This window comes from Leifsonia shinshuensis, assembly GCF_022606355.1.
Classification (GTDB): Bacteria; Actinomycetota; Actinomycetes; order Actinomycetales; family Microbacteriaceae; genus Leifsonia; species Leifsonia shinshuensis_B.
This window is the reverse complement of record NZ_JAHHZQ010000002.1, coordinates 505912-530165: the sequence shown is the minus strand read 5'-3', so window position 1 is coordinate 530165 and position 24254 is coordinate 505912. Positions and strand designations below refer to the sequence as shown.

Below are 24254 nucleotides of genomic sequence, written 5' to 3'. Positions count from 1 at the left end.
GCCCATAGGATGGCGTCTATGGGAGGGGTCGACAGGCGTCGTGCCGTGACGCCGGTGCTGCTGTGGTCCGGCCTCGGCGTGCTCCTCGTCGCCGCGTTCCTTGCGGCTCTGGGCGCGGTGCAGCGCACGTATTACAGTCCGGAGGGCTTCGTTTCCGCGTACCTGTCCTCTCTGGCCTCGCACGACCTCACCGAGGCGATGTCGATGCCGGGCGCGGCACCCACGAAGGCGGCGCTGACCCACGCTGGCCTGCCGACCGGCGCCTCCGCCGAACTGCTGCGGTCCGACCTGCTGCCCGCCTTCTCCGGCATCCACGTCGAGTCGGCCTCCGGCTCCGGCGACCGGCGCACCGTGACCGCGCGGCTGCTGGCCGACGGCCGATCCGTCACGACGACGTTCGACGTGCGCCAGACCGGCGCGGTCCTCGGCTTCCTCCCGACGTGGGAGTTCGCGACGACGCCGGTCGGCGTCGCGCACATCACCGTCGCACACGCCCAGACCTTCACCGTCGGCGGTCACACGGTGAGCCCGCGCGCGGCGGACCCGAGTCAGCCAGCGTCATCGTTCAGCGTGTCCGCCGACTATCTGGTGCCTGCTCCCGCGGCGTACGAGCTCGACCACACGTCGAAGTACCTCCGGGCCGAATCCGTGCGGGTGCAGGCAGCCTCCGGCCGTGTCGTCGACGTCACCGTCGATGCGCAACCCGACGCCGCCTTCACCGCGGCGGTGCAGAAGGAGCTGAACGGGTTCCTCGACGCCTGCGCGAAGCAGCAGGTGCTCCAGCCCGCCGGATGCCCGTTCGGGGTGGTCATCGACGATCGCGTGCAGGGCGCGCCGGCCTGGAGGATGGTGCAGTATCCGGAGGTCCGCCTGGTTCCCGGCACGACCTCCTGGACCATGCCGCAGGCCGTCGGCGTCGTCCACCTGTCGGTGACGGTGCAGTCGATCTTCGACGGTACCGTCGAGCACCGCGAGTCGGACGAGAAGTTCGGGGTCTCCCTGACCAGCGTCGTCATCCGGCCCGACGGGTCGCTCGACATCGTGGTGGGGGAGTAGCGGCGCGGGAGTAGCGCGCGGGATCAGAGGCGCCGGGCGGTCAGTGCGCTGCGGTGAACGCCAGCGCCGCGGCGCCGAGCAGGCCGGCGCGGTGGCCGAGAACGGCGGACAACAGCGGGGGATGCGACGGACGACGGCCGGCCTCGGCGTAGGCGCGCTCCATCGCGGCGGTCACCGGCGTCCCGGCCGTTCCGAGGCCGCCGCCGAGCACGATCGCCGCGGGATCCAGCACGGCGACGAGCTGGGCGCACGCCCGACCGAGCGCGGTGCCGGCGCTCGCCAGGACCCCGGCCGCCACGTCGTCGCCCGCTCGCGCGGCGGCCGCCAGGGCGCGGCCATCCCGGTCACGTCCGGTCAGCTCGCGGTACCGCCGCTCGATCCCCGTGCCGGACGCATAGGCCTCCAGGTTCGTGCCCTCGTCGGGCGACGGCCACTCGCCCAGGGCGATCGCCTCGCCGCGGGCGCCCGCCCACGGCCGCCCGTCGATCACCACCGTCGACGACAGCCCTGTGCCGAGCGAGATGTACACGAACGAGTCGAACGACGCACCGGCGCCGAAGCGCAGCTCGCCCCAGGCGCCGAGGCGCACGTCGGACTCGACGCGGACCACCGGATGGGTGGCACCGGCGGCGCGGAGCACCTCGGCCAGCACCTCCGCCGGCTGACGCGACCAGGTCAGCACCTCGTGGGAAGTCAGTCGGCCGTGGGCGTCGACGTACTCGGGGAACCCGGCGCCCGCGATCTCCGGCGCCTCGTCCCAGTCGGTCAGCGCGGCGCGGACGCCCTCGGCCACCGTGGCGATGTCGTCGCCGTCGACCCGCGTCGCGAACTCCCGTTCGGCGAGCACCTCCCCGTCATCGCCCACCAGGCCGACGAGGGTCTTGGTACCGCCGACGTCGATCGCGAGCGCGCTCACGCCCCGGTCTCCGGCGTTGCGGGCCGGAACAGGGTCGCCTGGAAGCGGTACGTCTCGGCGCGGTAGATGGTGCGCCCGAGAAGAACCGGCGAACCGGCCGCGTCGTACGCGACCTCCTCACCGATCAGCACCGGGTCGCCCGGGTCGATGCGCAGCAGTCGCGCCGTCGCCGTATCCGCGGCCGCGGCCTGCACCGAGTAGTCGCTGCGGACGATGCGCACACCGCTGACGCGCTCGAGCGTCTCGTACAGCGAGGCGTTCTCCAATGGCGCGTCCTCCAGCCCACTTGCGCGGCCGAGAGCGATGACGGAGACGTCGATGCAGGCGGGAACGCCGTCGAGCAGGCGCAGCCGGTGCAGTTCGAGCACAGGCGCGTCTGCGGCGACGCCGAGCACGGAGGCCTCGTCGTCGGTGGCAGGACGGCGCTCCTCCTGCTGGATCTGCGTCGTGGGGGTGATGCCGCGGGCGCGCGCCATCTCCGTGAAGCTGGTCAGCTCCACCCGCTCGGCCATGCGCTCCCCGCGCACGAACCAGCCGCGCCACGGCGAGCTCTCGAGCAGCCCGTCGCGCTCGAGCACGGCGAGCGCATCGCGGAGGGAGACCCGGCTGACGCCGACCTGGGCGGCGAGGTCGCGCTCACCCGGCAGCTTCTGGTGCGGCGTGAACACGCCGTCCGAGATGAGGGCGGCGATCGCGTCGCGCGCCTTCGTCACGGCGGGACCGAGTCGGGTTCCCCCCTGCGTTTCGGTCATCGGCTCTCCACGCCCGCCGGTTCGCCGGCCGCCGCCTCGTCGATGTACAGGCCCACGCCGGGAATGGTGCGGTAGACCGTTGCCGGCCACGACGGGTCGTAGCCTTCGCCCTCGGTGAGCCGGCGCACGGCCTCGCGCTTGTCGGCGCCGACCGCGATCATGGCGCCGCGCTTGGTCACGCGGCGGATGGTGCCGATACCGACGGTGACACCGTGGGTCGGGACCTCGTCGAGGCCCGCGAAGTCCGGGAACGTCGCGAGGTTGTCGCGTCGGGTCTGCTCCGCCAGCTCGACGACGCGGGTGTCGGACTCGATGTCCGAGCCCGGCGGGTTGAAGGCGACGTGGCCGTCACCTGCCCCGCTCGCGAGGACGAAGAAGTCGATCCCGCCGAGCTCGTCGAGCTGCGTCTCGTACGCAGCGGGATCCGCCGGGTCCGGCAACAGCACCGCGGAGTCCGGGATACGGCGCTCGACGGGCAGCCCACGGTTCAGCACCTGCTGGATCTCCGCCTTGGCGAACCGCACGCACGAGTTGTGGGCGTCCTCCGGCACGTGCGCCCAGCCTCCCGGTGTCGCCATGACGTAATCATCCATCATGGCGATCACGAGGCCGGAGATATCGGTGCCGCGACGCGCGAACTCGTCGGCGAGCGCTTCGTAGGTGCTCACGGGGGTGCGGCCACCCGGGCAGCCGAGCACGAACGTGCCCCGCTCCGCGATGGCGGCCTCGATGCTGTCGGCGAGCTCGGCCGCGAGGGCGCGGCCCAGCGACTCCCGGTCGGCGAAGATGATGGGTCTGACGGTCATGGCTATTCCTTTACTGCTCCTGCGGCGATCCCGGCGATGAACCGGCGCTGCAGGATCGCGTACACGACGATGATCGGCAGCGCCACGATCACGGCGGCGGCCGCGGTGACGGAGGGGTCGAAGTTGCGGGTGTTCCCGGCGAAGAACGACAGCGCGAGCGGGGCCGTCTGCACGGCCGGGTTCTGTGCGACGAGCACGAGCGGCATCAGGAACTCGTTCCAGGTGAACAGGAAGAGCAGTGTCGCCAGCGTCCCGACGGCGGGCCAGGAGATCGGCAGGTGCACACGCCAGAGCGTGGCCCACCGGCTGGCGCCGTCCATCTTGGCGGCGTCGAGCAGGGCGACCGGCACGTTCGCGTACGCGGTGCGCATCCAGAAGATGCCCAGCGACACCGACGTCGCGATCTGCGGCAGGATGAGCGCCCAGTAGGTGTTGAGCAGGTGCATCCCGTCGAGCAGGTAGTACAGCGGCACGATCAGGCCCTCGTACGGCATGACCAGCCCGATCAGCAGGAAGCCCGCGAGAAGGGTCTTGCCCCAGAACCGCATCGTCGCGAACGCGTAGCCGGCGAGCACGGAGAGGATGACGGCGCCGACCACGACTCCCGCGGCGACGATCGCGGACGAGATGAGCGCCTGGCCGAAACCGCCGTCCGTCCACGCGGTGACGAAGTTGTCGAAGGTGACCGCGGTCGGCAGCGTGAACCCGGTGACCCGCTCCGACTTCGGCGTGACCGCCAGCAGCAGGATGGACAGGAACGGATAGAGCGCCACGATGGCGCCGACCACCAGGACGGCGTGGCCGAGCGCGCGCTCGGATCGGGGTTGCCTCATGCGGCCTTCCCCTTCCGCACCCGCGTCACGACGGCATCCCGGTCGCGGATGAGCCACATGAGCAGGCCGATGACCGCGAGGATGAACACCGTCATCAGCACGGCGATGGCGGAGGCGCGACCGACCTGATGCACGGTGAAGGCCTCCTGGTAGATGTAGTACGACGGAACGCTCGTCGACGTGCCCGGGCCACCGGAGGTGGTGTTCCAGACGATGTCGAAGTTGCGGAGCGCCGCGGTCACCATGAGCACGAGGGCGACCCGGACCTCCCCGCGCAACGCGGGCAGCGTCACGGTGAAGAACTCGCGGACGAACCCGGCGCCGTCCAGACGCACGGCCTCGTAGAGCTCCTGGGGGATGTTCTGCAGCCCGCTCACGAACAGCACGAACGCGAGCCCGAACATCACCCAGGTGCCGATGAAGCCGACGGCGGGAAGGGCGGTGTTGAAGTCACCCAGCCACGCCCGGGCGAGGTCGCCGAGACCGATGAGGTGGAGGAAGCCGTTGAGCGGCCCGTCCAGGGCGTAGATCCAGCGCCAGGCGATCGCCACGACGACCGTGGAGAGGATGTACGGAACGAACAGCACCGCGCGGAAGAAGGCGAGGCCCCGCACGCGGATGCGCGAGATGATGGCGACGAACAGCAGCGCCAGCGCGGTGGGGATCAGCGCGTAGAAGACGATGAAGATCAGCGAGTGGCCGACGGCCTCCCAGATCTTCGGGTCCTGGAGGACGCTGACGAAGTTCGCCCCGCCGACCCAGGTGGAGGGCGTGATGCCGTCCCAGTCGAACAGCGCGATCCAGATCGACTCGAAGACGGGGCGGACGAGGAAGAGGATGTAGAAGACGAGCGCGGGCAGCAGATAGAGGTAGGCCGCCCAGTCGTAGCGGGTGCGCAGCCGCCCCCTCCGGCCGGGCCGCGTCGCGGTCCGGCCGGAGGAGACCGCCGAGTCGATGACGGTCACTTCGCCTGGAACTCCTTCCAGTTCTTCTGCACGGCGGCCAGCATGTCGGCCGGCGTCTGCTTGCCCGCCATCACCTGCTGCAGGTCGGCCGTGAACAGGTCGAACATGGTGGGGGTCGCCCAGTCGTAGTAGTAGAGGGCGCCGTTGTTCGCCAGCTGCTTCTTCGAGGCGTCGATGAGCTGGGTGAACATCGGGTCGTCGGCGGAGACTCCGGAGAGCTGGATGGGCACGCGGTTGACCGCGGCGAGGTAGTGCCCGCTGTCTGCGCCGTTGATGAGGCCGACGAAGGCGATCGCGGCGAGCGTCTTGGTCGACTTGCTGCTGATGTGCCACGGCATGCCGAACGAGCCGTTCGACGCCGCCGTGTTGCCGGCTCCGGACGGCGCAGGGATGAACCCGAACGTCGAACCGTCGGTGATCGTGCCGGCCATCCAGTTGCCGCCGAGGTAGAAGACGCCGGAGCCCTTCGCGAACGCGGCGGCAGCGTCATCCGGGCTGGTTCCGTCGTAGCCGGCCGAGATCGTGCCGTCCTGCGCCCACGACGACCACAGCTGGAGCGCCTTCGCGTTCTCCGGGGTGTCGAAGTCGGCTCCAGACTTGCCGGTGATCCAGCCGACCGTGTCCTTCGCGGGCGCGAGAGCGCCCTGCACGACCGAGAACGCCTGCATGGCCGATCCCTTGTCGGAGTTGCCGAGCACGATCGGGGTCTCACCCGCCGCCTTCGCCGCAGCCAGCGCGGTGGTCAGCTCGTCGAGGGTCGTCGGCGCTCCGAGCCCGAGCTTCTGCAGCTTGGCCTTGTTGTAGAAGAGCCCGACCATCTGGTTGTCGGGCGACATGCCGTAGACGCTGCCGGAGCCGAAGGTCTTGCCGTCGGTCGACCACTCGAGCTGGCTGATCGCGGCCCCGGCCGCCTTCTCGTAGTCGTACGCCTTCACGACGTCGTCGAGCGGGCGGATGAGGTGCGCCTTCACGAGCGCGCCGTCGGTCGCCCAGCCCTGGTTGCCCTGGGTCACGTCGGGCGCGTTGTCGGAGTTCATCGCGTTCAGCACCGTCGCCGTGAGGTCGTTGAAGCTCTTGAACTGGATCTTGACGGTGACGTTCGGGAACTGCTTCTCGTACGCCGGGACGATGGACTTCATCAGGTCCTGCTCGCCCTGGTCGGCCCAGACGTTGAGCGTGACCTTGCCGAGCGCCTTCACCTGCGCCGGCGTGACCGGTGCCGTGATGGTGTCGGAGACCGTGGTGTTCTGGCTGGTGCTGCCGCCGGGAGCGGAGCAGCCGGCGAGGGCGACAGCGGTCGCTGCGATCGCGGCGCCGGCGGCGAGGAGGGTTCTGGTACGCCGCGGGCGGCGTCGTTCGCGGGTGAAAGACAACATCGTCAGTCCTCTCTGGGGTGGTTCGGGATGGTGCGGGTGATCGGGATGGTGCGGGTGGTCGGTCGTTGTCCGGTAGGGGGTCCGGGTCTGGGTACCTGGTTGGTTGGACGGGAGCGTGGGTCTCCGCGCTGTCAGCCGACGACGCGAGGGGCGAGCCAATCGGCATTGCGCTTCTGGGTCGCGCGGACGGACGGGAAGTCGCCTGGCTGCAGCGGGGCCCGGTCCTGTTCGACGACGTACCAGCCGTCGTAGCCCGACCTCCGGCACTCGGCGAGGAACGCCTCCAGCTCGATGTCGCCCTCGCCGAGCGGCGTGCACAGCTGCGCCCACCACTCGTCGAAGTCGGCGCGACCGCTGCGCACCGCCTGCTCGAACACCGCCAGTCGGGCGTCCTTCACGTGGACGTGATCGATGCGCTCGTACCAGCGGCGGAAGTCGCCCACCGCGTCGCCGCCCCCGAGCACGACGTGCGCCACATCGAAGGTGAGGGAGACATCGGTCGCGTCGAGCAGTCGCTGGATCTCACCCGGCTGCTCGACGTAGGTCGCGATGTGCGGGTGGAACGACGCGCGCAGGCCGCGGTCCTCCGCCTCGGCTCTGGCGGCCTCCACGACGCGGACCAGGCGCTGCCAGCCGTCGTCGTCGAGCCCCAGCCCCGCACGGTGACGCGGATTGGCGAGGAGAGTGTCGTCGCCCTCGTCGGCGAGGATGACGCGCCCGCCACCCAGCGCCTCGAGCTCGGCGAAAGTCTGCCGCATGCGGTCGAGGTCGCGCTCGAGCACGGCTCCGGTGTCCTGCGTGTGCAACGGCACGTACGCGCCGACCGCGGCCAGCCCCGGCCCGGTGAACGCCTCGACCGTCTCCTGCACGTCGCCGAAGAAGCCGGGAGGACCCAGCTCGCTCCCCCGGAAGCCGTCGGCGGCCATCGTGCGCAGCAGCTCAGCCGGCGTCGCGGCACCGTCGACCGTCCGAGTGCCGAACACCCCGTACGAGACGGGCGCATTCGCGATCCGGGCGTCGTGCTGCGCTGTCGTCATCGTGCTGTCTCCACGGTCAGCTCCAGCCCGAGCGATGCAGCGATCGCGGCGGCGAGCGACTGCACCTGGCGCACGTCCTCCTTCGCGCCGGCGAGCGTCGAGAGCACGGGCTCGCCGTCTTGCACCGCCCGGCGGAAGGCGTCGAGCTGCCGGAGGAAGCCGGTCTCGTCGGTGTCGGACAGCAGCGTGTCCTTGCGCTGCGAGCCGGCGTGGCTCTGCACGCGAAGCGAGCTCCGGGCCTCCAGCAGATACGGCCGGGCCAGGTGGAACGCGATCCGTCCGTCGGAGGCGAGCACCGCGAGCTCCTCCTCGTACTCCGGGTACTCGGGCAGCCAGTTCCAGCTGAGCACGTAGCGCGCGTCGCCGACCGCCGCCTCCGCGAGCAGGCAGGCGGGCTCCGGGCCGTCCAGTCTCGGGAACACCGTGGCGGTCCACGACTGCGGCAGCGGCAGCCCCAGCCCCCGCAGCAGGCTGAACTCGTGGATGACGGAGCCGTTCAGCACGCCGGCGTAGTAGCGCAGCAACTCCGGAGAGGCTTCCGCGCCGAGCGCCTCGACGGCGCGATCGGCCTCGTACGCCTCGGCGGCCGCGATCTCGCGGGCGTCGGCGTCGCGCGGCGGCGGCGTCATCCGCAGGTGCGCGACCTGCGGCTCGTCCGCCGGGTGCGAGACGGTGATCCGCACCAGCCGGGTGTCGTTCAGGGCAGCGATCTCCGCCGCCGCCGTGGCCGTCAGCGGATCGTACATCTTCATGTAGCCGACCTGCACGATGGTGCCGTGCTCGGCGGCGGCCTGCTCCAGCTCGTCGATCTCGCGGACGGTCAGCGCGACCGGCTTCTCGACGAGCACATGCTTGCCCGCGCGGATCGCCGCGAGGGCGAGGCGGGCGTGGGAACCGGGGGTGGCGATGAGCACCGCGTCCACGTCGGGCGCGGCGAAGACCTCCGCGGGGTCGCTGCTGGAGCGCACGCCGTTCGCCGCCGCGACCTCCGCGACCCTCGTCGGCGACAGGTCGCACACGTACACGAGTTCGAGGCCTGCGCGGCGGATGCTCGGCAGGTGGACGGACTGGGAGATCGTGCCCGCGCCGATGACGGCGATGCGGAGCTGCCCGGGGGTGGCGGCGGCCATGACGTTCCTTTCGGTACGAGGGACGCCTGAGTCCCTCGTTATCAGAATGTCACAACAATACCAGCTAGTCCAGTCCAGTCAGACCAGTGTGGTCTGACTTACTCCCGAGAATCGCTAGCGCTGAGCCGTACCGTCGCGCGCGGCGAGGCGCGCGAGCTGCTCGTTGTACGCCTTCAACTCCGCCTCGCCGGTACGGTCGGCGTTGCGATCGCGGCGCTTCGTCTCGCGCTCGTCGCTGCGGCTCCACTGGATCGCCACCACGATCGCCAGGATGACCGTGGGGATCTCGCCGATACTCCACGCGATGCCGCCGCCGGTCTCCTGGTCGACGAGCGGCGTCGCACCCCAGGTGCGCCCCATCGCCCCGAACCAGTCGGCGAGCAGGAGGCCGTGCATCTGCATGATCGACAGCCCGAAGAACGCGTGGAACGCCATCGTCGCCAGCAGCAGAAGCAGGCGGAACGGATACGGCAGCCGGTACTTCACGGGATCGATGCCGATCAGCGACTGCACGAAGAGGTAGCCCGTGATCAGGAAGTGGACGACCATCCACTCGTGCCCGATGTGGTCGGTCGTCGCCCAGCGGATCAGCGGCGTGTAGTAGAACGCCCACAGCGAACCGGCGAACAGGCCGGCCGCCACGAGCGGGTGCGAGATGATCGCGGCGAACCTCGAGTGCACCGCGAGCAGGATCCACTCGCGACCGCCGCGCGACCCGTCCTGCCGCTTGCGGATCGCGCGCGCGGCGAGCGTCACCGGTGCGCCGGGCACGAGCAGCAGCGGAACGGCCATCGTCAGCACCATGTGGGCCGACATGTGCGCCGAGAAGAGGTACTTCTCGTAGACGTTGACGCCGCCGTTGGTGATGTAGAAGAGCAGGACGATGCCCAGCGTCCACAGGATGGTGCGGTAGATCGGCCACGCGTCGCCACGGCGGTGCAGCCGCCACACTCCCGCCAGGTAGAAGAAGAGCGCGAAGGCGCAGGCGAGGACCCAGAGCAGATCGAAGTTCCAGGTCGTGAAGAGCCGGCCCCAGGTGAGCTCGGGAGGCAGCTTGTCGCCCGTGAGGATCTCTGCGGGAGTCGGTGCCGGCGCCCGCGTCTGCGGCACCGGTGTGACCGTGCGGGCGAGTGCCGCAGCGACGCCCGAGGCGATGCCCATGAACGCGAGCTCGGCCGTGACGATCCACCAGAACGTGCGTCGCTCGCCGAGCCGCTTGAGCCGGTCGATGAGGACCCGGCGCTGCATCAACCCGAACAGCCCGAGCACGACCAGGGCGGCGACCTTGACGAGCACGAGGATGCCGTAGGGCGTCGCCAGCTCCGCCAGAGTTCCGACCCGCAGCTCCGCGTTGACGTAACCGGAGGTCGCCACCACGATGAAGCAGATCAGGGCGATGCTGGAATACCGCTCGAGCACGGTCACCAGCCGCCCGCCGCCGAGCGTGTTCTTGACGACGATGAGGGTCACCAGACCACCCAGCCAGATCGCCGCGAACAGCACGTGCAGACCGAACGAGGTGACAGCCGCGTCGTGGCCGGCGGCCTCCGAACTGTGCCCCTGCTGCGCCATCGGGATGACGGAGGCCATCGCCAGCACGGCGACGAAGGCGATCGCGGTCCGGTTGCGCACCGCGAAGCACAAGACGGTGACCGCCGCCGCGATGAGGGTGATGCCCAGCCACGCCTGACCCAGCGAGACGCTCGTCACGAACGAGCTCAGTCCGTTGGTGAAGGTCTCGTCGAGCGACCACGGCACGTTCGAGACGCTCACGAACGTGAAGAGCCCGGTGACCGCGGCGGCCACCGTCATGACGGCCGCGCACGCGGCGGCGAAGTCCAGCGCCAGCCCGTACTCGCGCTTGTCGGAGCTGAACGCGAAGCAGGCGAGGACGAGGGCGCCGACCGTCCCGGAGAGGCTGAGGTTGACGATCAGCGTCGAGATCGGGAGACCCCAGCGCACCAGCGCGCCCGGGTCGAGCAGCAGGGGCGCGGCGGCGCCTCCGCCGAACGCGAGGGCCGCCACGACGGAGACGAGAGCGGCTGCCAGCAGAGCGGCGGGACCGATCACGCGGAGAAGTCGGGGCACCCGTCAAGCCTACGTCTCCGGCGCTGAGCGCCTGCCCACAGGGGCGGCCGCCCGCACGAAACGGAACGGGGGCGGCGCCGCACTCGCGACACCGCCCCCGTGGAGCCTGTACAGGCTGGTTACTTGACGGCAGCCTTGAGCTTCGAGCCCGCGGTCAGCTTGACGCGGTGGCCGGCCGGGATCGAGATCTCCTCGCCGGTCTGCGGGTTGCGGCCGGTGCGAGCGGCGGTCTCGGTGCGCTCGGCGGCGAGCCAGCCGGGGATGGTGACCTTGCCGCCACCCTTGACCGTGTCGCTGATCGTGGCGAAGAACGCGTCGACGACGCTCGAGACGGTGGCCTGGCTCTGACCCGACGCGGCAGCGACGGCAGCGACGAGCTCGGTCTTGTTCAGGTTGTCAGCCATTGAGTGTCCTCCTCGGACCTTGTGCTGGTAATTCAGCTATCTTGTGGAACGGTTGAGGCCACATGGGCCATTACGTTTGGTCGGTCGACCGCCTCGAATGTATCAGAATCGCCCGGAAACACGCGGATTCTCGCGGATTTTCGACGGGTTCGCACGGCGTGTCCAGCCTGAAGAGGTGGCTGGACACGACGAAGGGGCGCCCGGCGGGTGCCGGACGCCCCTCCACAGGGTGTCGCTCGTGCTTCGTCGTGCGAAGGCTTACCAGCTCGACTTGGTGATACCGGGCAGCTCGCCACGGTGCGCCATGTCGCGGAAGCGGACACGCGAGATGCCGAACTTGCTGAGGTTTCCACGCGGACGGCCGTCGACGGCGTCGCGGTTGCGCACGCGGATCGGCGAAGCGTCGCGGGGGAGCTTCTGCAGACCGATACGGGCGGCCTCACGCGACTCGTCGGTGCCGTTCGGGTCGACGAGAGCCTTCTTGAGCTCCGCACGCTTGGCGGCGTAGCGCTCGACGATGACCTTGCGCTGCTCGTTCTTGGCGATCTTGGACGTCTTGGCCATGGTTTAGCGCTCCTCTCGGAAGTCGACGTGCTTGCGCACGATGGGGTCGTACTTCTTGAGCACGAGACGGTCGGGGTCGTTGCGACGGTTCTTCTTGGTCACGTAGGTGTAACCGGTGCCCGCCGTCGAACGGAGCTTGATGATCGGACGGATGTCCTGCTGCTTCGCCATTGTTAGATCTTCTCCCCACGGGCCAGGAGGTCCTTGACCACGGACTCGATGCCACGGGCGTCGATGACCTTGATGCCCTTGGCGCTCAGGGTCAGGGTGACGTTACGACGAAGAGACGGGACGTAGTACGTCTTCTTCTGGATGTTCGGGTCGAACCGGCGCTTGTTGCGACGGTGCGAGTGCGAGATGCTGTGACCGAAGCCGGGGGTGGCTCCTGTCACCTGGCACACTGCTGCCATTGCTTTCTTCTCCAATACCGTGATGCCGGACGGCATCACCCAAGGTCACTTGTCGGCGCACGACTTCCCGGTCTTTTCGAGATCGGGGTTTCGTACACGGCTAACGGAGTGGGAGGAGCCCACTCAGCCAAACATCCATGGTACGGCACAGAAGGCCGAGCGGCCAAATCGCGCCGTGCTACTCCCGCGCCGCCTTCGCCGTGCAGTTGGCGCAGAGCCCGAACACGTCGACGACGTGCTGCGCCTGCGTGAATCCGTGCGACGCGGCGGCGGCGCGCGCCCACTGCTCGACCTCGTCCGCCTCGATCTCGACGGTCAGGCCGCAGTTGCGGCAGATCAGGTGGTGGTGATGCCCTGTCGTGCACGCGCGGTAGAGGCTCTCGCCCTCCGGCGACTGCAGCGAGTCGGCATCCCCCTCGGCCGCCAGGTCGGCCAGCGCCCGATACACGGTCGCGAGGCCGATCGGCGACCCCGTCTCGTGCAGGTTGAGGTGGAGCGCCTGCGCGCTGATGAAGCCCTCCGTCGAGGTCAGGGCCTCGCGGACGGCCTCCCGCTGCCAGGTGTTGCGCTTCACGGTCTCAGGCTAGCCTGCCTGGCTCACCACCCGCCGTGAGCCGCGGGCGCCGACGAGCCGGCACACCACGTAGATGAGGAACGAGATCGTGGTCACATACGGGCTGATCGGCAGCGAGCTGCCCAGCGCCAGCAGGATGCCGCCGACGACCGAGAGCAGCGCGAAGCCGACGCTCAGCAGGGGCACGGCGAGCGGCGACGACGAGATCCGCATCGCCGCCGCCGCCGGGGTCACGAGCAGGGAGAGCACCAGCAGTGCGCCGACGATCTGCACCGAGACGGCGACCGCCAGCCCGAGCAGCACCATGAACGCCAGCGCCACGAATCGTGTCGGCACACCGCGCGACGCGGCGACGTCCGCATCGAGGCTGTCGAACATGAGCGGACGCCACATGAGCAGCAACGCGATCAGAACGATCGCACCGATGACCAGCAGCGAGCCCAGCTGCGGGTCGTCCACCGAGACGATCTGGCCCGTGAGCAGCCCGAACTTGTTGGCGCTGCGGCCCGGATAGAGCGCGAGCGCCAGGATGCCGAGGCCCAGGCCGAACGGCATCAGCACGGCGATGATCGAGTTGCGGTCGCGTGCCTTCGCGCCCAGCAGGCCGATCAGGATAGCCGCGATGAGCGAGCCGACGAGCGAACCGGCCACCACGTTCACCCCGAACAGCAGGGCGATCGCGGCGCCGGCGAACGAGAGCTCGCTGATGCCGTGGACCGCGAACGCCATGTCGCGCTGCATGACGAAGACCCCGATGAGGCCGCCGACGACGCCGAGCACGGCACCGGCGAAGATCGAGTTGCGCACGAGCGCCAGCAGCTCGCCGTAGTCGGTGAAGTTGAAGAGCTGCGACCAGAGATCGTTCATGTCGTCGGCTCCGGGTGGGGCTCGCGGGCGTGCTCGTGATGCTGATGGGTCTCGGAGTCGGGGATGCCGACCACGACGATGCGGCCTCTGCTGCGGATGACGTCCACCGGAGTGCCGTAGAGATCGGTGAGCACCTCGCTGCGCAGCACCTCGTCGGGCGTGCCGGTGCGGAACCGGCCTCCTGCCAGGTAGAGCACGCGGTCCACCATCCCGAGAACCGGGTTCACGTCGTGGGTCACGAACACGACGGCGCTCCCGTGCTCGCGCCGACGGCGGTCGATCAGCTCGCTGACGCCGCGCTGGTGCTGCAGGTCGAGCGAGAGCAGGGGCTCGTCGCAGAGCAGAAGCGCCGGGTCTCCGGCGAGCGCCTGCGCGACCCGGAGCCGCTGCTGCTCGCCGCCCGACAGCGATCCCACCGGGGTGTCGGCGTAGCGCCGAGCCCCCACGGAGTCGATCAGCTGGTCCACCTGCGCCCGGTCGGCACGGTTCGGGATCGGCAGGCCCCAGCGGTGACCGTTGACGCCGAGGGCGACGAGATCGCGGGCGCGCATCGGCGTGCCTGCGGGGATGAGCCTCTGCTGCGGGATGTAGCCGATGCGGCGGTCGCCGCGGCGGACGGGGTGCCCGTCCAGCTCGATGGATCCGGAGTCGAGCGCCTGCTGCCCGAGGATCGTCTTGAGGAGACTGGTCTTGCCCGAGCCGTTCGGACCGAGCACCGCGACGAACTCGCCCGCGTGCACGTCGAGGTCGAGCCCGCTCCACAGCGTGCGGTCGCCGAAGCCGAGCGCGGCGGAGCGCAGCCTGAGGACGGTCTCACGGTTCTCCGGCGCCGCCACCCGCTCGAGCGGCTCGCTCACTGGGCGAGCGCCGACTCCACGGCGTCGAGGTTCGCGTTCATCCAGCCAATGTAGTCCTTGCCCTTCGGCAGCGTCTCGGTGACGGGGACCACGGGGACTCCCGCCAGCTTGGCTGCGGCGAGCACGCGCTCGGTCTCGGGTCCTGAGGTCTGCTCGTTGTACGCGAGCAGCTTCACCTGGTGCCCGCTGAACAGGGCGAGCGTCTCCTGAAGCACGAGGGGCGAGACGTCGCTGCCCTGCTCGATCGCGGCGCTGAACTTCTCCGGCGTCTTGTCGACGAGGCCGATGGCGTCGAGCAGGTAGAGCGGCACCGGCTCGGTGATCGCCACGCCTTCGCCGGCGTACTTCGCCTTGAGCCCGGCCTCCCGGTTCTGGAGGGCGGCGAGCTTGCCGGAGAAGGCGTCCGCGTTCTTGGTGAACGTGGCCTTCTGCGACGGGTCGGCCTTCACGAGCGCGTCGGTCAGGGCAGTGGTGAACTTCTCGATGGTCGGGAAGTCGTACCAGACGTGCTCGTTGAGGTCGCCGTTCTCGGCCTTCTTGCCGGAGATGTCGACGACGTTCAGCACGGCCGCCTTCGTGTTCTTGGAACCGGAGCGGAGGGTGCCCATGAAGTCGTCGTAGCCACCTCCGTTCTCGATCAGGATGTCGGCCTTCGACACCGCGAGCTGGCTCTGCGCGCTCGCCTCGAACGAGTGCGGGTCCTGCGCGGGATCCGACATCAGGGAGGTCACCTGCACGGCGCCGCCGGCGATGGTGGAGGCGATGTCGCCGTACACGTTCGTGCTGGCGACGACGCGGATCGTGCCGTCGTCGGCGGAGGAGCCGGCGGAGCACCCGGTGAGTGCGAGTGCGGTCAGCGCGGTGAGGGCGATGGCGAAGACGGAACGCTTCTGCATGGGGGCCTGTCTAGTTCGACGATGGGTACCCCTTGACAGTAACCCTTGTTGAGAATGATTGTCAAAATCAATTCGGGTACAGACGATTTGCCGCAAATCTCACCTCAGTCGAGCAGCAGCGCAGGCTCCTCGATGATGGAGGCCACGTCCGCGAGGAAGCGCGACGCCACGTCGCCGTCGACCACCCGGTGGTCGAACGAAGCGCCCACGGTCGTCACGTAGCGCGGACGCACCTCGCCGTCGACGACCCACGGCTTCTGCTTGATCGTGCCCAGCGCGACGATCCCGACCTCCCCGGGGTTGAGGATCGGCGTGCCGGTGTCCATCCCGAACACGCCGATGTTCGTGATCGTGATGGTGCCGCCGGCCATGTCGGCCGGGGGAGTCTTGCCCTCGCGCGCGACCAGCGTCAGTTCCTCGAGCGCCTTCGCCAGCTCGAGCAGGGACATCCCCTGCGCCTCCTTGACGTTCGGCACGATCAGCCCGCGCGGCGTTGCCGCGGCGATGCCCAGGTTCACGTAGTGCCGGACGATGATCTCCTCGTCGGTCCACGTCGAGTTCACCGTCGGGTTGCGCCGCACCGCCCAGATGATCGCCTTGGCGACGATGAGCAGCGGGGAGATCTTCACGCCGACGAAGTCGGCCGAGTTCTTGAGGCGCTTGACGAACTCCATGGTGCGCGTCGCGTCCACGTCGACGAACAGGCTGACGTGCGGCGCACTGAACGCGCTGGTCGTCATCGCGGTGGCGATCGCCTTGCGCACGCCCTTGACGGGGATGCGGTCCTCGCGGTCGTCCGGCCAGGCCGGCGTCTGGATGTTGCGGAACACGCTGGCCTGCGTCGCCTCGCGCAGCACGTCGTCGCGCGTGATGTCGCCGATCGCGCCGGTCGGCGACACGGTCGTGAGGTCGACTCCGAGGTCTTTGGCGAGCTTGCGGATCGGCGGCTTGGCGATCACCGGCGCTCCGCCGACGGGCGACGCGCCGGCCGGAGCCGACGGAGTCGGTGCCGGCTCGGCTGCGGGCGCGGCGGCCTGAGCCGAAACGACGGAGGCCGGAGCAGGGGCTGCAGGAGTCGGCGCGGGCGCCGCCGCGGGTGCCGGCGCGGGCGTGAACGTGATCGGGAGCGCCGCCGTGCCCGGGTGCGTCACCCGGCGACGGCGGCTGGTGCCGTGGCCTGCGGCGCCGTAGCCGACGAGGACGGCACCGGCCTTCGGCTCGTCCACCTCGTGCGAGACGCTCTGGGCCGCGTCGGCCTCGGCCTGGGCGACCTCGCTCACCGGGGCCGCGGGCGCCGCGGCGGCATCCGCTCCCGTGACGGTGATGATCGGCGTGCCGACCTCCACGGTCTCGCCCTCGGAGACCAGCAGCTCACCGACGGTCCCCTCGAACGGAGACGGCAGCTCGACGAGCGACTTGGCCGTCTCGATCTCGACGATGACCTGGTTGACCGCCACCGGCTCACCCGGCGCGACCTTCCACGAGACGATCTCCGCCTCGGTCAGGCCCTCGCCGACATCGGGCAGCAGGAACTGGGACTCGCTCATGTGCGACTTCTTTCGTTCGGCGGGCTCAGTATGCGAGCGCGCGGTCGACGGCCTCGAGGATCCGATCGGCGTCGGGAAGGTACACGCCCTCGAGCTTGGCCGGCGGGAAGGGGGTGTCGAACCCGGCGACACGGAGGACCGGCGACTCCAGCGAGTAGAACGCCTTCTCGGAGACCGCCGCGGCCACTTCGGAGGCGACGGACACGGTGCCGGGCGCCTCCTGCGCGACGATCAGACGGCCGGTCTTCTGCACCGACTGCACCACCGGTCCGTAGTCGATCGGCGACAGCGACCGGAGGTCGACGACCTCCAGGCTGCGTCCCTCCTCCGCGGCGATCTCCGCAGCGCGCAGGGCGACGGGGACCATGCCGGCCCACGCCACGATGGTCGCGTCCGTGCCCGACCGGACCACACGGCTCGCGTGCAGGGGCACCCCGTTCTCGACCGTGTCGACCTCGCCCTTGGGCCAGTAACGGCTCATCGGCTCGAAGAAGATCACCGGGTCGTCGGAGGCGATGGCCTCCTGGATCATCCAGTAGGCATCGTGCGGGGTCGACGGCGCGACGACCCGCAGTCCGGCGGTGTGCGCGAAGTACGCCTCCGGAGCCTCCTGGTGGTGCTCGACCGCGCCGATGTGGCCGCCGTGCGGGATCCGGATGACGACCGGCATCGACACGGCACCGGAGTGCCGGTTCGTGAGCTTCGCGAGCTGCGTCGTGATCTGGTCGAAGCCGGGGAAGACGAAGCCGTTGAACTGGATCTCGACCACGGGACGGAAGCCGCGCATCGCGAGACCGATGGCCGAGCCGATGATGCCCGACTCCGCGAGCGGCGTGTCGAGCACCCGTTTCGTGCCGAACTCCGCCTGCAGCCCCTCCGTGACGCGGAAGACGCCGCCGAGCGGACCGATGTCCTCGCCCATCAGCAGCACCTTGGGATCCTCGGCGAGCGCGCGGCGCAGACCGGCGTTCAGAGCCTTGACCATCGGCAGCGACTGGAGGCGCGGTGCCTCCGGCTCTGGCTCGGACTGAGGTGCGGACGGGGTGACCGCGGCTCCGGAGTCGTCTCCCGCGACCACGTCGGCCTGCGGCTCGGTGGATGTCGGCCGAACCGACACGTCACCGTCCTGCGACTCGTCGCTCACAGCCTCCGGCTCGGCAAGTTCGGCCTCCGGCTCAGCGGGCGCGCTGTCCTCGATCGCGAACTCGCGCGTCCATTCCTGCTCGGCCACGTGCTCCTCGAGCACGAGCGAACCCGGCTCGCTCTCCACGATCTCCACCACGTCGATCGCCTGGGTGTCCGCGGCGGGCGTGTCGTGCTGCTGCGTTTCGTCATCGATGAGCTCGGCCTCCACATAGCCGGTCTCGGCTCTCGAGTCGCTCATGCGTCACCTCCGAAGGACGCCTCGTAGTCTTCGAGCCAGCGCCGCTGTTCGTCCATCAGGGGATGCGGCTCACTGTAGACGTGCTCGAACATGCTGGCGGGCTCCGGCGCCGCAAGCTCCAGCGTTCGGCGGCGCACGTCGGCGGCGAGGTCGGCCGCCTCCTCCTGCGCCGCGTCGAAGAACGCCTGCCCGACGCCCTGCTGCTCCAGGAAGATCCGGAAGCGGAGGATCGGGTCGCGCTCGGCCCAGTAGGCCACCTCGTCGTCGCTGCGGTACTTGGTGGGGTCGTCGCTCGACGTGTGCGCGCCCATCCGGTAGGTGAGCGCCTCGATCAGGCTCGGGCCCTCGCCGTTGCGCGCGTCGTCCAGGTGCTTCGCCGTGACCGCATAGGCGGCGAGAACATCGTTGCCGTCGAGCTGCACGCCCGGGATGCCGAAGCCGCTGGAACGCAGGTAGAGCGGCGTGCGCGACTGCGTCGTCACCGGCACCGAGATGGCCCAGTGGTTGTTCTGCAGGAAGAAGACCTGCGGGGTCTGGTAGCTGGCCGCGAAGACGAAGGCCTCGCTGACATCGCCCTGGCTGGTCGCACCGTCGCCGAAGTAGGCGATGACGGCCTCGTCGCTGTCCGGGTCGCCGGTGCCGACCTTGCCGTCGAGCTTCGCGCCGAGCGCGTAGCCGGTCGCGTGCAGTGCGTGCGACCCGATGACGAGCGTGTAGAGGTGGAAGTTGCGCACAGCGGGGTCCGTCGGGTCCCACCCGCCGTGGGTCGTGCCACGCAGCAGGCCCATGATCCCCACCGGGTCGATGCCGCGGATCATGCCGACGACGTGCTCACGGTAGGAGGGGAACAGGTTGTCCTGCGGCTTGGCGGCGTGCGCGGAGCCGACCTGGGCACCCTCCTGGCCGTGGCTCGGCACCCACAGGCCGAGCTGGCCCTGACGCTGCAGGTTGGCGCCCTCGTGGTCGACCGCGCGGACACGGACCATGTCGCGGTAGAACGCGCGGTAGTCGTTCTCGTCGAGTCGCTCGAGGTAGGGGAGGTACTCTCCGGCAGGTTCGCTCGGCTGGAAACGGCCGTCAGCGGTCAGCAGCTGGACGGTGTTCGCCGGGCGCGGGGTATCGTTCGTCGCAACCACCGTTCTAACCTAACCGCTTGCCGGGGTGCCCATTTGGTAGGTTCTGGACAATATCTGCCGCAACCTCCAGGAGTTTTTCCACAGATTCCTGCTCTCCGACGCTGATCCGGATGCCCTCCGGCGGAAACGCCCGCACGGTGAGACCCGCATCGAAGAAGGCATCGTTGGCGGCCCCCGTCTGCTCGCCCGTGGGCAGCCAGAGGAAATTGGCCTGGGAGACGGGGACGTTCCAACCCTGTTCGACGAGGGCATCCCTGAGCTTGTCGCGGCGCATGGCGATGCGGGCGACGCGCTCCATCAGCTCGTCCTCCGCATCGATGGAGGCCAGCGCGGCGACGCGGGAGGCGTCGGTGACCGACAGGGGGATGGCGGCCGACCGGGCGGCGTCCAGCACGGCCGCCGGGCCGACGGCGTAGCCGATCCGCAGCGCCGCCAGGCCGTACGCCTTCGAGAACGTGCGCAGCACGACGAGGTTCGGGTAGCGCGAGAGCAGCGGGATGCCGTCGACCGACGAATCATCGGTGACGAACTCGTAGTAGGCCTCGTCGAGCAGCACCAGGAGGTCGCGCGGCACCCGGGCCATGAACGCCTCGAACTCGTCCGCGGTCACCACCGGCCCTGTCGGGTTGTTGGGCGTGCAGACGATCACCACGTGCGTGCGGTCGGTGATCGCCGCCGCCATAGCCGGCAGATCGTGGCCGCCGTCCGGGCGGTTCGGCACCTGCACGCTCGTCGCTCCGGCGACGGTGACCAGGCCGGGATACGCCTCGAACGAGCGCCACGAGTAGACGACCTCGTCGCCGACGCCCGCGGCCGCCGAAATGAACTGCGCGAGCAACGCGACCGAGCCGCTGCCGAGGTGCACCTGCTCGACGTCCACGCCGTGGCGCTCCGCAAGACGCTGACGGAGGTCGGCGCCGCCCGCGTTCGGGTACCGGTTCAGCTCGGTGAGCGTCGCCGCCACGGCCTCCACGACGGAGGGGAGCGGGGGATACGGGTTCTCGTTGCTGGACAGCTTGAAACCGTCCGCCGGCGCCGGCCGGCCCTGCTTGTAGGCGGGAACCGCCACGATCTCGGGCCGCAGCCGAACGCCGAGCGCGTCTTCGTCAGTCACAGACCCAACTTAGTCGCGGGCGCATGCCGCGGGGAGAATTCCTCTCTACTGCGTGCGGTGCCGCTGGATGGTGAGCCGGATGGAGGAGTTGAGGAAGGCGAGGCCGAGGAACAGGGTCGTGATCCCGGGAAGGTCCACCTCCAGCGGCCATCCCTGAACGAACGGTGCCGCGACGGCGAACAGGTGCAGCCCGGCGAGCCACCAGCCCGCGAGCGGCCGGGCGGTCAACCGCCACCATGCGCGCGGGGGCGCGACCGGCTCGCTCCAGCCGCGGCACGAACGCGCGAACGCGACGATGACGACGGTTCCGAGGATGACCCAGAGGTCGCTCACGGCCGCCGTGGAAGCGACCAGGTCGAGCGCCCATCGAACGAGAACGCCGGCAACGATCCAGACGACCCAGACCGCGACCTTCTGCGTGGGGCTCGTCAGGCGCAGCGGCCACCACTGGATCGGCGGGTACACCTTCTTCTCGCGGTCGACGCTGCTGTACTGCGACGGCGTGAGCCCGTTCTTGTCCGGCATCCCGTTGAAGGTCACGCCCGCGACTCTAGCGGCGAGCCCCTGCCGCGCGCGCCTCCCGTTTGGGAGGATGTCGGCATGCGATTCCTGCTCAAGGTGATCATCAACGCCCTGGCGCTCTGGCTGACGACGTTCATCGTCTCCGGCGTCACCGTCGTTCCGTACGCCCAGGACAGCACGGCGACCGTCCTGACCTACCTCCTCGTCGCGCTGATCTTCGGCGTGGTCAACGCGGTCGTCGGAACCGTGGTCCGCGTCATCGCGTTCCCGCTGTACATCCTCACCCTCGGCCTCATCTCGTTCGTCGTGAACGCGCTGCTGCTGCTCCTGGTGTCGTGGATCAGCAGCCTGATGGGCTTCGGCCTCCACGTGGACGGCTTCTGGGCAGGTCTCTGGGGCGCGCTCGTACTCGGCATCATCGGCTGGCTCATCGGCCTGATCTTCCGGCCGCTCACGCGCGACCGCTGACCCGCGAGCGCCGAGGCTTCGCGGAGTGCGGGAGAATAGGAGCGATCCCACCACGCCGATCCCCGCGAGGAGTCTCATGACCGCCCTGCCTCCCCAGCCGCTCAGCCCCCTGGACGGCCGCTACCGCTCCGCAGTCCTCGGTCTCGGCGACCACCTCTCCGAGGCGGGTCTGAACCGGGCGCGCGTGCAGGTGGAGGTCGAGTGGCTGCTCTACCTGACCTCCCACCGGATGTTCGGTTCCAGCCCGCTGACCGACGAGCAGGCCCGCCAGCTGCGCTCGCTCGCGGACGACTTCGGCCAGGCCGAGATCGACCGGCTCGCCGAGCTGGAGGCCACGACCAAGCACGACGTGAAAGCCGTCGAGTACCTGGTGCGCGAGCGCCTGCACGCGCTCGGCCTCGACCGCATCGCCGAGCTGACCCACTTCGCCGCCACCAGCGAGGACATCAACAACCTCTCCTACGCCCTGACGGTCAACGCCGCCGTCGCCCAGGTGTGGCTGCCCGCTTTCCGCGCGGTGATCGCGGAGCTGCGCGCCCAGGCCGTCCAGTACCGCGACGACGCCATGCTGGCGCGCACGCACGGCCAGCCGGCGACCCCGACGACCATGGGCAAGGAGCTCGCGGTCTTCGTGCACCGTCTCGAGCGACTGCGCGCCCAGATCGAGAAGACCGAGTACCTCGGCAAGTTCAGCGGCGCTACCGGCACGTTCGCCGCCCACCTGGTCGCCGATCCCGAGGCCGACTGGCCGCGAGTGTCGCGCGAGTTCGTCGAGAGCCTCGGCCTCGGCTGGAACCCGCTGACGACCCAGATCGAGTCGCACGACTGGCAGGCCGAGCTCTACTCCCGCATCTCGCACGCCAACCGCGTGCTCCACAACCTGTGCACCGACGTCTGGACCTACATCTCTCTCGGCTACTTCCGGCAGACCCCGGAGCCCGGTGCGACCGGCTCGTCGACGATGCCGCACAAGGTCAACCCGATCCGCTTCGAGAACGCCGAGGCCAACCTCGAGCTGTCGAGCGCCGTGCTCGACTCGCTCGCGTCGACCCTGGTGACGAGCCGGCTGCAGCGCGACCTCACCGACTCGACCACGCAGCGCAACATCGGCGTCGGTCTCGGGCACTCGCTGCTCGCCCTGGACAACATCCAGCGCGGCCTCGCCCAGGTCTCGCTCGATCGCGAGGCTCTCGCCGCCGACCTCGACCTCAACTGGGAGGTGCTGGCGGAGGCCATCCAGACCGTCATCCGGGCGGAGGTCACTGCCGGTCGGTCCACGATCTCCGACCCGTACGCCCTGCTGAAGGAGCTCACGCGCGGCAAGCGCGTCGACCATGAGGCGCTCACCGCGTTCGTCGACGGTCTCGACATCGGGCAGGCGGCGAAGAACCGCCTGTTGGCGCTCACGCCGGCCGCGTACACCGGCTTGGCCTCGGAGCTGGTCGACCGCCTCTGACGGCGATCGGCTCGCAGCCGCACCGCCGCCGTTCCGGGCCGCCGCTGTTCCGGCGGGGGCTCAGTGGCCGGTCGGCCGGCCTTCGTCGGGTGCCTCGCCCTGCGCGGCGGAGCCGCTCGCGCTGCCTTCGGAGGCCGGGCGAGCCGCATCGCCGGCCCTCTCCGCGGCCTTCGCCTGCGCCTCGACGTCCTGTTCGTGGATGTCCTCGACCTCGGCCGCCGTCGGCTTGAACGCGAGCGCGAAGAGCGCCATCAGCACCAGCGACAGGATGAAGGCGACGCCCAACGCGACGCCGGCGAGGATGAACTCCCGCGTCGCGATCAGCACGATGAGCCCCACGAAGACGCCGAGACCGGCGGAGATGCCGAGGAGCTCGGCGGGGAGGAAACGATCGCGGCGGGTCGGCTGGAGGCTGTTGCTCACGCTGGGGTCTTTCTTGTCGCGCTTGGTCACGATCCGCTCTCCATCCGGCGGGCGGCTGCGGCGGTCCGCGCGGCCGTGCGCAGCGACGCCGCCCCGATGCCCTGGAAGACGCCGACGATGACGGCCCACGCTCCGAAGAGCCCGATGGCGAGGACGGCGTCGGCCGGAACGAGGAGGAGCACGAGGGCCAGGATCGCCGTCAGCGCCCCCGTGATGAGCCAGTCGCGAGCGGCGGCGTCACGCCGACGCTCGCGCACCCAGCTGTAGAGCTCGAGGACGCCCGTGAGGGCGGCCCAGACCGTCACGAGATAGAGGTACAGGCCGAGGCCGCCGCCGTTGAGCGCGAGGGCGACCACGCCGGCGACCACGCCGATCCCGCCCTGGACGGCGAAGAGGGTCCTGGTGAGGCCGCGCGAGCTGAACAGCAGGGAGAGGACGCTGGTCGCGAGGCCGTCCGCCACGCCGAAGAACCCGAAGACGATGAGACCGAACTGAGCGGTGTGCGCGTCGCGGGTGAAAGTGACGACAGCGGCGATCGCAAGCGCGACGAGCGCGCGCACAGCGGGGACGACCCAATAACGGCTCGGGTTCGGATCGCCCTGATTCTGGGGAACGGCGGGTGCCACTCGGCGACCTCTCTCAATCAGGATTCGCTCCCCAGTCTAGTCGGGGG

Annotated in this window: 27 protein-coding genes; 3 read left to right on the top strand and 24 right to left on the bottom strand. The window is 69.8% G+C overall.

Annotation, left to right across the window (positions count from 1 at the left end; genetic code table 11):
• The first annotated feature begins 18 nt into the window (after window positions 1–18).
• Window positions 19–1056 (top strand): hypothetical protein, encoded by a 1038-nt coding sequence (locus KNO15_RS09400; protein WP_241703370.1) that lies wholly within the window; start codon window positions 19–21, stop codon window positions 1054–1056.
• A 40-nt stretch (window positions 1057–1096) separates the two neighbouring features.
• Here the strand turns inward: KNO15_RS09400 and KNO15_RS09395 are convergent, their stop codons facing one another.
• The 22 genes from KNO15_RS09395 to KNO15_RS09290 all read right to left on the bottom strand — a co-directional run bounded on the left by KNO15_RS09395 (window position 1097) and on the right by KNO15_RS09290 (window position 21252).
• Complete coding sequence (locus KNO15_RS09395; protein WP_241703369.1) at window positions 1097–1972, bottom strand: ROK family protein; 876 nt, start codon at window positions 1970–1972, stop codon at window positions 1097–1099.
• On the bottom strand, window positions 1969–2724 hold the full coding sequence (locus KNO15_RS09390; RefSeq protein ID WP_241703367.1) for a GntR family transcriptional regulator: 756 nt from the start codon (window positions 2722–2724) through the stop codon (window positions 1969–1971). The genes KNO15_RS09395 and KNO15_RS09390 overlap by 4 nt, the downstream gene beginning before the upstream one ends.
• On the bottom strand, window positions 2721–3530 hold the full coding sequence (locus tag KNO15_RS09385) for a 6-phosphogluconolactonase (protein ID WP_241703365.1): 810 nt from the start codon (window positions 3528–3530) through the stop codon (window positions 2721–2723). Before KNO15_RS09385 ends, KNO15_RS09390 begins: the two co-directional genes overlap by 4 nt.
• Before the next feature lie 2 nt (window positions 3531–3532).
• Window positions 3533–4363 (bottom strand): carbohydrate ABC transporter permease, encoded by an 831-nt coding sequence (locus KNO15_RS09380; protein ID WP_208038756.1) that lies wholly within the window; start codon window positions 4361–4363, stop codon window positions 3533–3535.
• Complete coding sequence (locus tag KNO15_RS09375; protein ID WP_241703364.1) at window positions 4360–5328, bottom strand: carbohydrate ABC transporter permease; 969 nt, start codon at window positions 5326–5328, stop codon at window positions 4360–4362. The genes KNO15_RS09380 and KNO15_RS09375 overlap by 4 nt, the downstream gene beginning before the upstream one ends.
• Window positions 5325–6704 carry an ABC transporter substrate-binding protein gene (locus KNO15_RS09370; RefSeq protein WP_241703362.1) on the bottom strand — a complete coding sequence of 460 codons (1380 nt, stop codon included), beginning with the start codon at window positions 6702–6704 and terminating at the stop codon, window positions 5325–5327. The genes KNO15_RS09375 and KNO15_RS09370 overlap by 4 nt, the downstream gene beginning before the upstream one ends.
• A 131-nt stretch (window positions 6705–6835) precedes the next feature.
• Complete coding sequence (locus KNO15_RS09365) at window positions 6836–7741, bottom strand: sugar phosphate isomerase/epimerase family protein (RefSeq protein ID WP_241703360.1); 906 nt, start codon at window positions 7739–7741, stop codon at window positions 6836–6838.
• Window positions 7738–8871 carry a Gfo/Idh/MocA family protein gene (locus KNO15_RS09360; protein ID WP_241703359.1) on the bottom strand — a complete coding sequence of 378 codons (1134 nt, stop codon included), beginning with the start codon at window positions 8869–8871 and terminating at the stop codon, window positions 7738–7740. The genes KNO15_RS09365 and KNO15_RS09360 overlap by 4 nt, the downstream gene beginning before the upstream one ends.
• Window positions 8872–8985: 114 nt before the next feature.
• Window positions 8986–10959 (bottom strand): cytochrome c oxidase assembly protein, encoded by a 1974-nt coding sequence (locus KNO15_RS09355; RefSeq protein WP_241703357.1) that lies wholly within the window; start codon window positions 10957–10959, stop codon window positions 8986–8988.
• A 119-nt stretch (window positions 10960–11078) separates the two neighbouring features.
• Window positions 11079–11363, bottom strand: coding sequence for an HU family DNA-binding protein (locus tag KNO15_RS09350; protein WP_055922178.1), 285 nt, complete (start codon window positions 11361–11363; stop codon window positions 11079–11081).
• Window positions 11364–11621: 258 nt separating this feature from the next.
• A complete protein-coding gene (gene rpsN / locus KNO15_RS09345; protein ID WP_055922175.1) occupies window positions 11622–11927 on the bottom strand; it encodes a 30S ribosomal protein S14 in 306 nt (101 codons plus the stop codon).
• Between the two features lie 3 nt (window positions 11928–11930).
• Window positions 11931–12098, bottom strand: coding sequence for a 50S ribosomal protein L33 (gene rpmG / locus KNO15_RS09340; RefSeq protein ID WP_055922173.1), 168 nt, complete (start codon window positions 12096–12098; stop codon window positions 11931–11933).
• Window positions 12099–12100: 2 nt separating this feature from the next.
• Window positions 12101–12337, bottom strand: coding sequence for a 50S ribosomal protein L28 (rpmB, locus tag KNO15_RS09335; RefSeq protein ID WP_241703355.1), 237 nt, complete (start codon window positions 12335–12337; stop codon window positions 12101–12103).
• Window positions 12338–12515: 178 nt separating this feature from the next.
• Window positions 12516–12911, bottom strand: coding sequence for a Fur family transcriptional regulator (locus KNO15_RS09330; RefSeq protein ID WP_241703353.1), 396 nt, complete (start codon window positions 12909–12911; stop codon window positions 12516–12518).
• Between the two features lie 9 nt (window positions 12912–12920).
• On the bottom strand, window positions 12921–13778 hold the full coding sequence (locus tag KNO15_RS09325) for a metal ABC transporter permease (protein ID WP_241703352.1): 858 nt from the start codon (window positions 13776–13778) through the stop codon (window positions 12921–12923).
• Entirely contained in the window at window positions 13775–14635 is an 861-nt protein-coding gene (locus tag KNO15_RS09320) for a metal ABC transporter ATP-binding protein (protein ID WP_241703350.1), read from the bottom strand. Before KNO15_RS09320 ends, KNO15_RS09325 begins: the two co-directional genes overlap by 4 nt.
• A complete protein-coding gene (locus tag KNO15_RS09315; protein WP_241703349.1) occupies window positions 14632–15531 on the bottom strand; it encodes a metal ABC transporter solute-binding protein, Zn/Mn family in 900 nt (299 codons plus the stop codon). The genes KNO15_RS09320 and KNO15_RS09315 overlap by 4 nt, the downstream gene beginning before the upstream one ends.
• A 104-nt stretch (window positions 15532–15635) precedes the next feature.
• Window positions 15636–17078: a dihydrolipoamide acetyltransferase family protein gene (locus tag KNO15_RS09310; RefSeq protein WP_241703348.1), complete on the bottom strand. Its 1443-nt coding sequence runs from the start codon at window positions 17076–17078 to the stop codon at window positions 15636–15638.
• Between the two features lie 25 nt (window positions 17079–17103).
• Window positions 17104–18063, bottom strand: a complete 960-nt coding sequence (locus tag KNO15_RS09305; protein ID WP_241703896.1) for an alpha-ketoacid dehydrogenase subunit beta — start codon at window positions 18061–18063, stop codon at window positions 17104–17106.
• A 395-nt stretch (window positions 18064–18458) separates the two neighbouring features.
• Entirely contained in the window at window positions 18459–19598 is a 1140-nt protein-coding gene (locus KNO15_RS09300; protein WP_241703346.1) for a thiamine pyrophosphate-dependent dehydrogenase E1 component subunit alpha, read from the bottom strand.
• Window positions 19599–19602: 4 nt separating this feature from the next.
• Window positions 19603–20712: a pyridoxal phosphate-dependent aminotransferase gene (locus tag KNO15_RS09295; RefSeq protein ID WP_241703344.1), complete on the bottom strand. Its 1110-nt coding sequence runs from the start codon at window positions 20710–20712 to the stop codon at window positions 19603–19605.
• A 45-nt stretch (window positions 20713–20757) separates the two neighbouring features.
• Window positions 20758–21252: a hypothetical protein gene (locus KNO15_RS09290; RefSeq protein WP_241703342.1), complete on the bottom strand. Its 495-nt coding sequence runs from the start codon at window positions 21250–21252 to the stop codon at window positions 20758–20760.
• Window positions 21253–21312: 60 nt separating this feature from the next.
• On the opposite strand from KNO15_RS09290, the gene KNO15_RS09285 reads away from it, so the two are divergent.
• Window positions 21313–21702 carry a phage holin family protein gene (locus tag KNO15_RS09285; RefSeq protein WP_241703340.1) on the top strand — a complete coding sequence of 130 codons (390 nt, stop codon included), beginning with the start codon at window positions 21313–21315 and terminating at the stop codon, window positions 21700–21702.
• Window positions 21703–21778: 76 nt separating this feature from the next.
• Window positions 21779–23158: an adenylosuccinate lyase gene (gene purB / locus KNO15_RS09280; RefSeq protein WP_241703339.1), complete on the top strand. Its 1380-nt coding sequence runs from the start codon at window positions 21779–21781 to the stop codon at window positions 23156–23158.
• A 60-nt stretch (window positions 23159–23218) separates the two neighbouring features.
• Here purB and KNO15_RS23100 read toward each other — a convergent pair whose 3' ends face one another.
• Window positions 23219–23611, bottom strand: a complete 393-nt coding sequence (locus KNO15_RS23100; RefSeq protein WP_278046498.1) for a hypothetical protein — start codon at window positions 23609–23611, stop codon at window positions 23219–23221.
• Window positions 23608–24207 carry a DUF308 domain-containing protein gene (locus tag KNO15_RS09270; RefSeq protein ID WP_241703337.1) on the bottom strand — a complete coding sequence of 200 codons (600 nt, stop codon included), beginning with the start codon at window positions 24205–24207 and terminating at the stop codon, window positions 23608–23610. The genes KNO15_RS23100 and KNO15_RS09270 overlap by 4 nt, the downstream gene beginning before the upstream one ends.
• Between the last annotated feature and the right edge of the window lie 47 nt (window positions 24208–24254).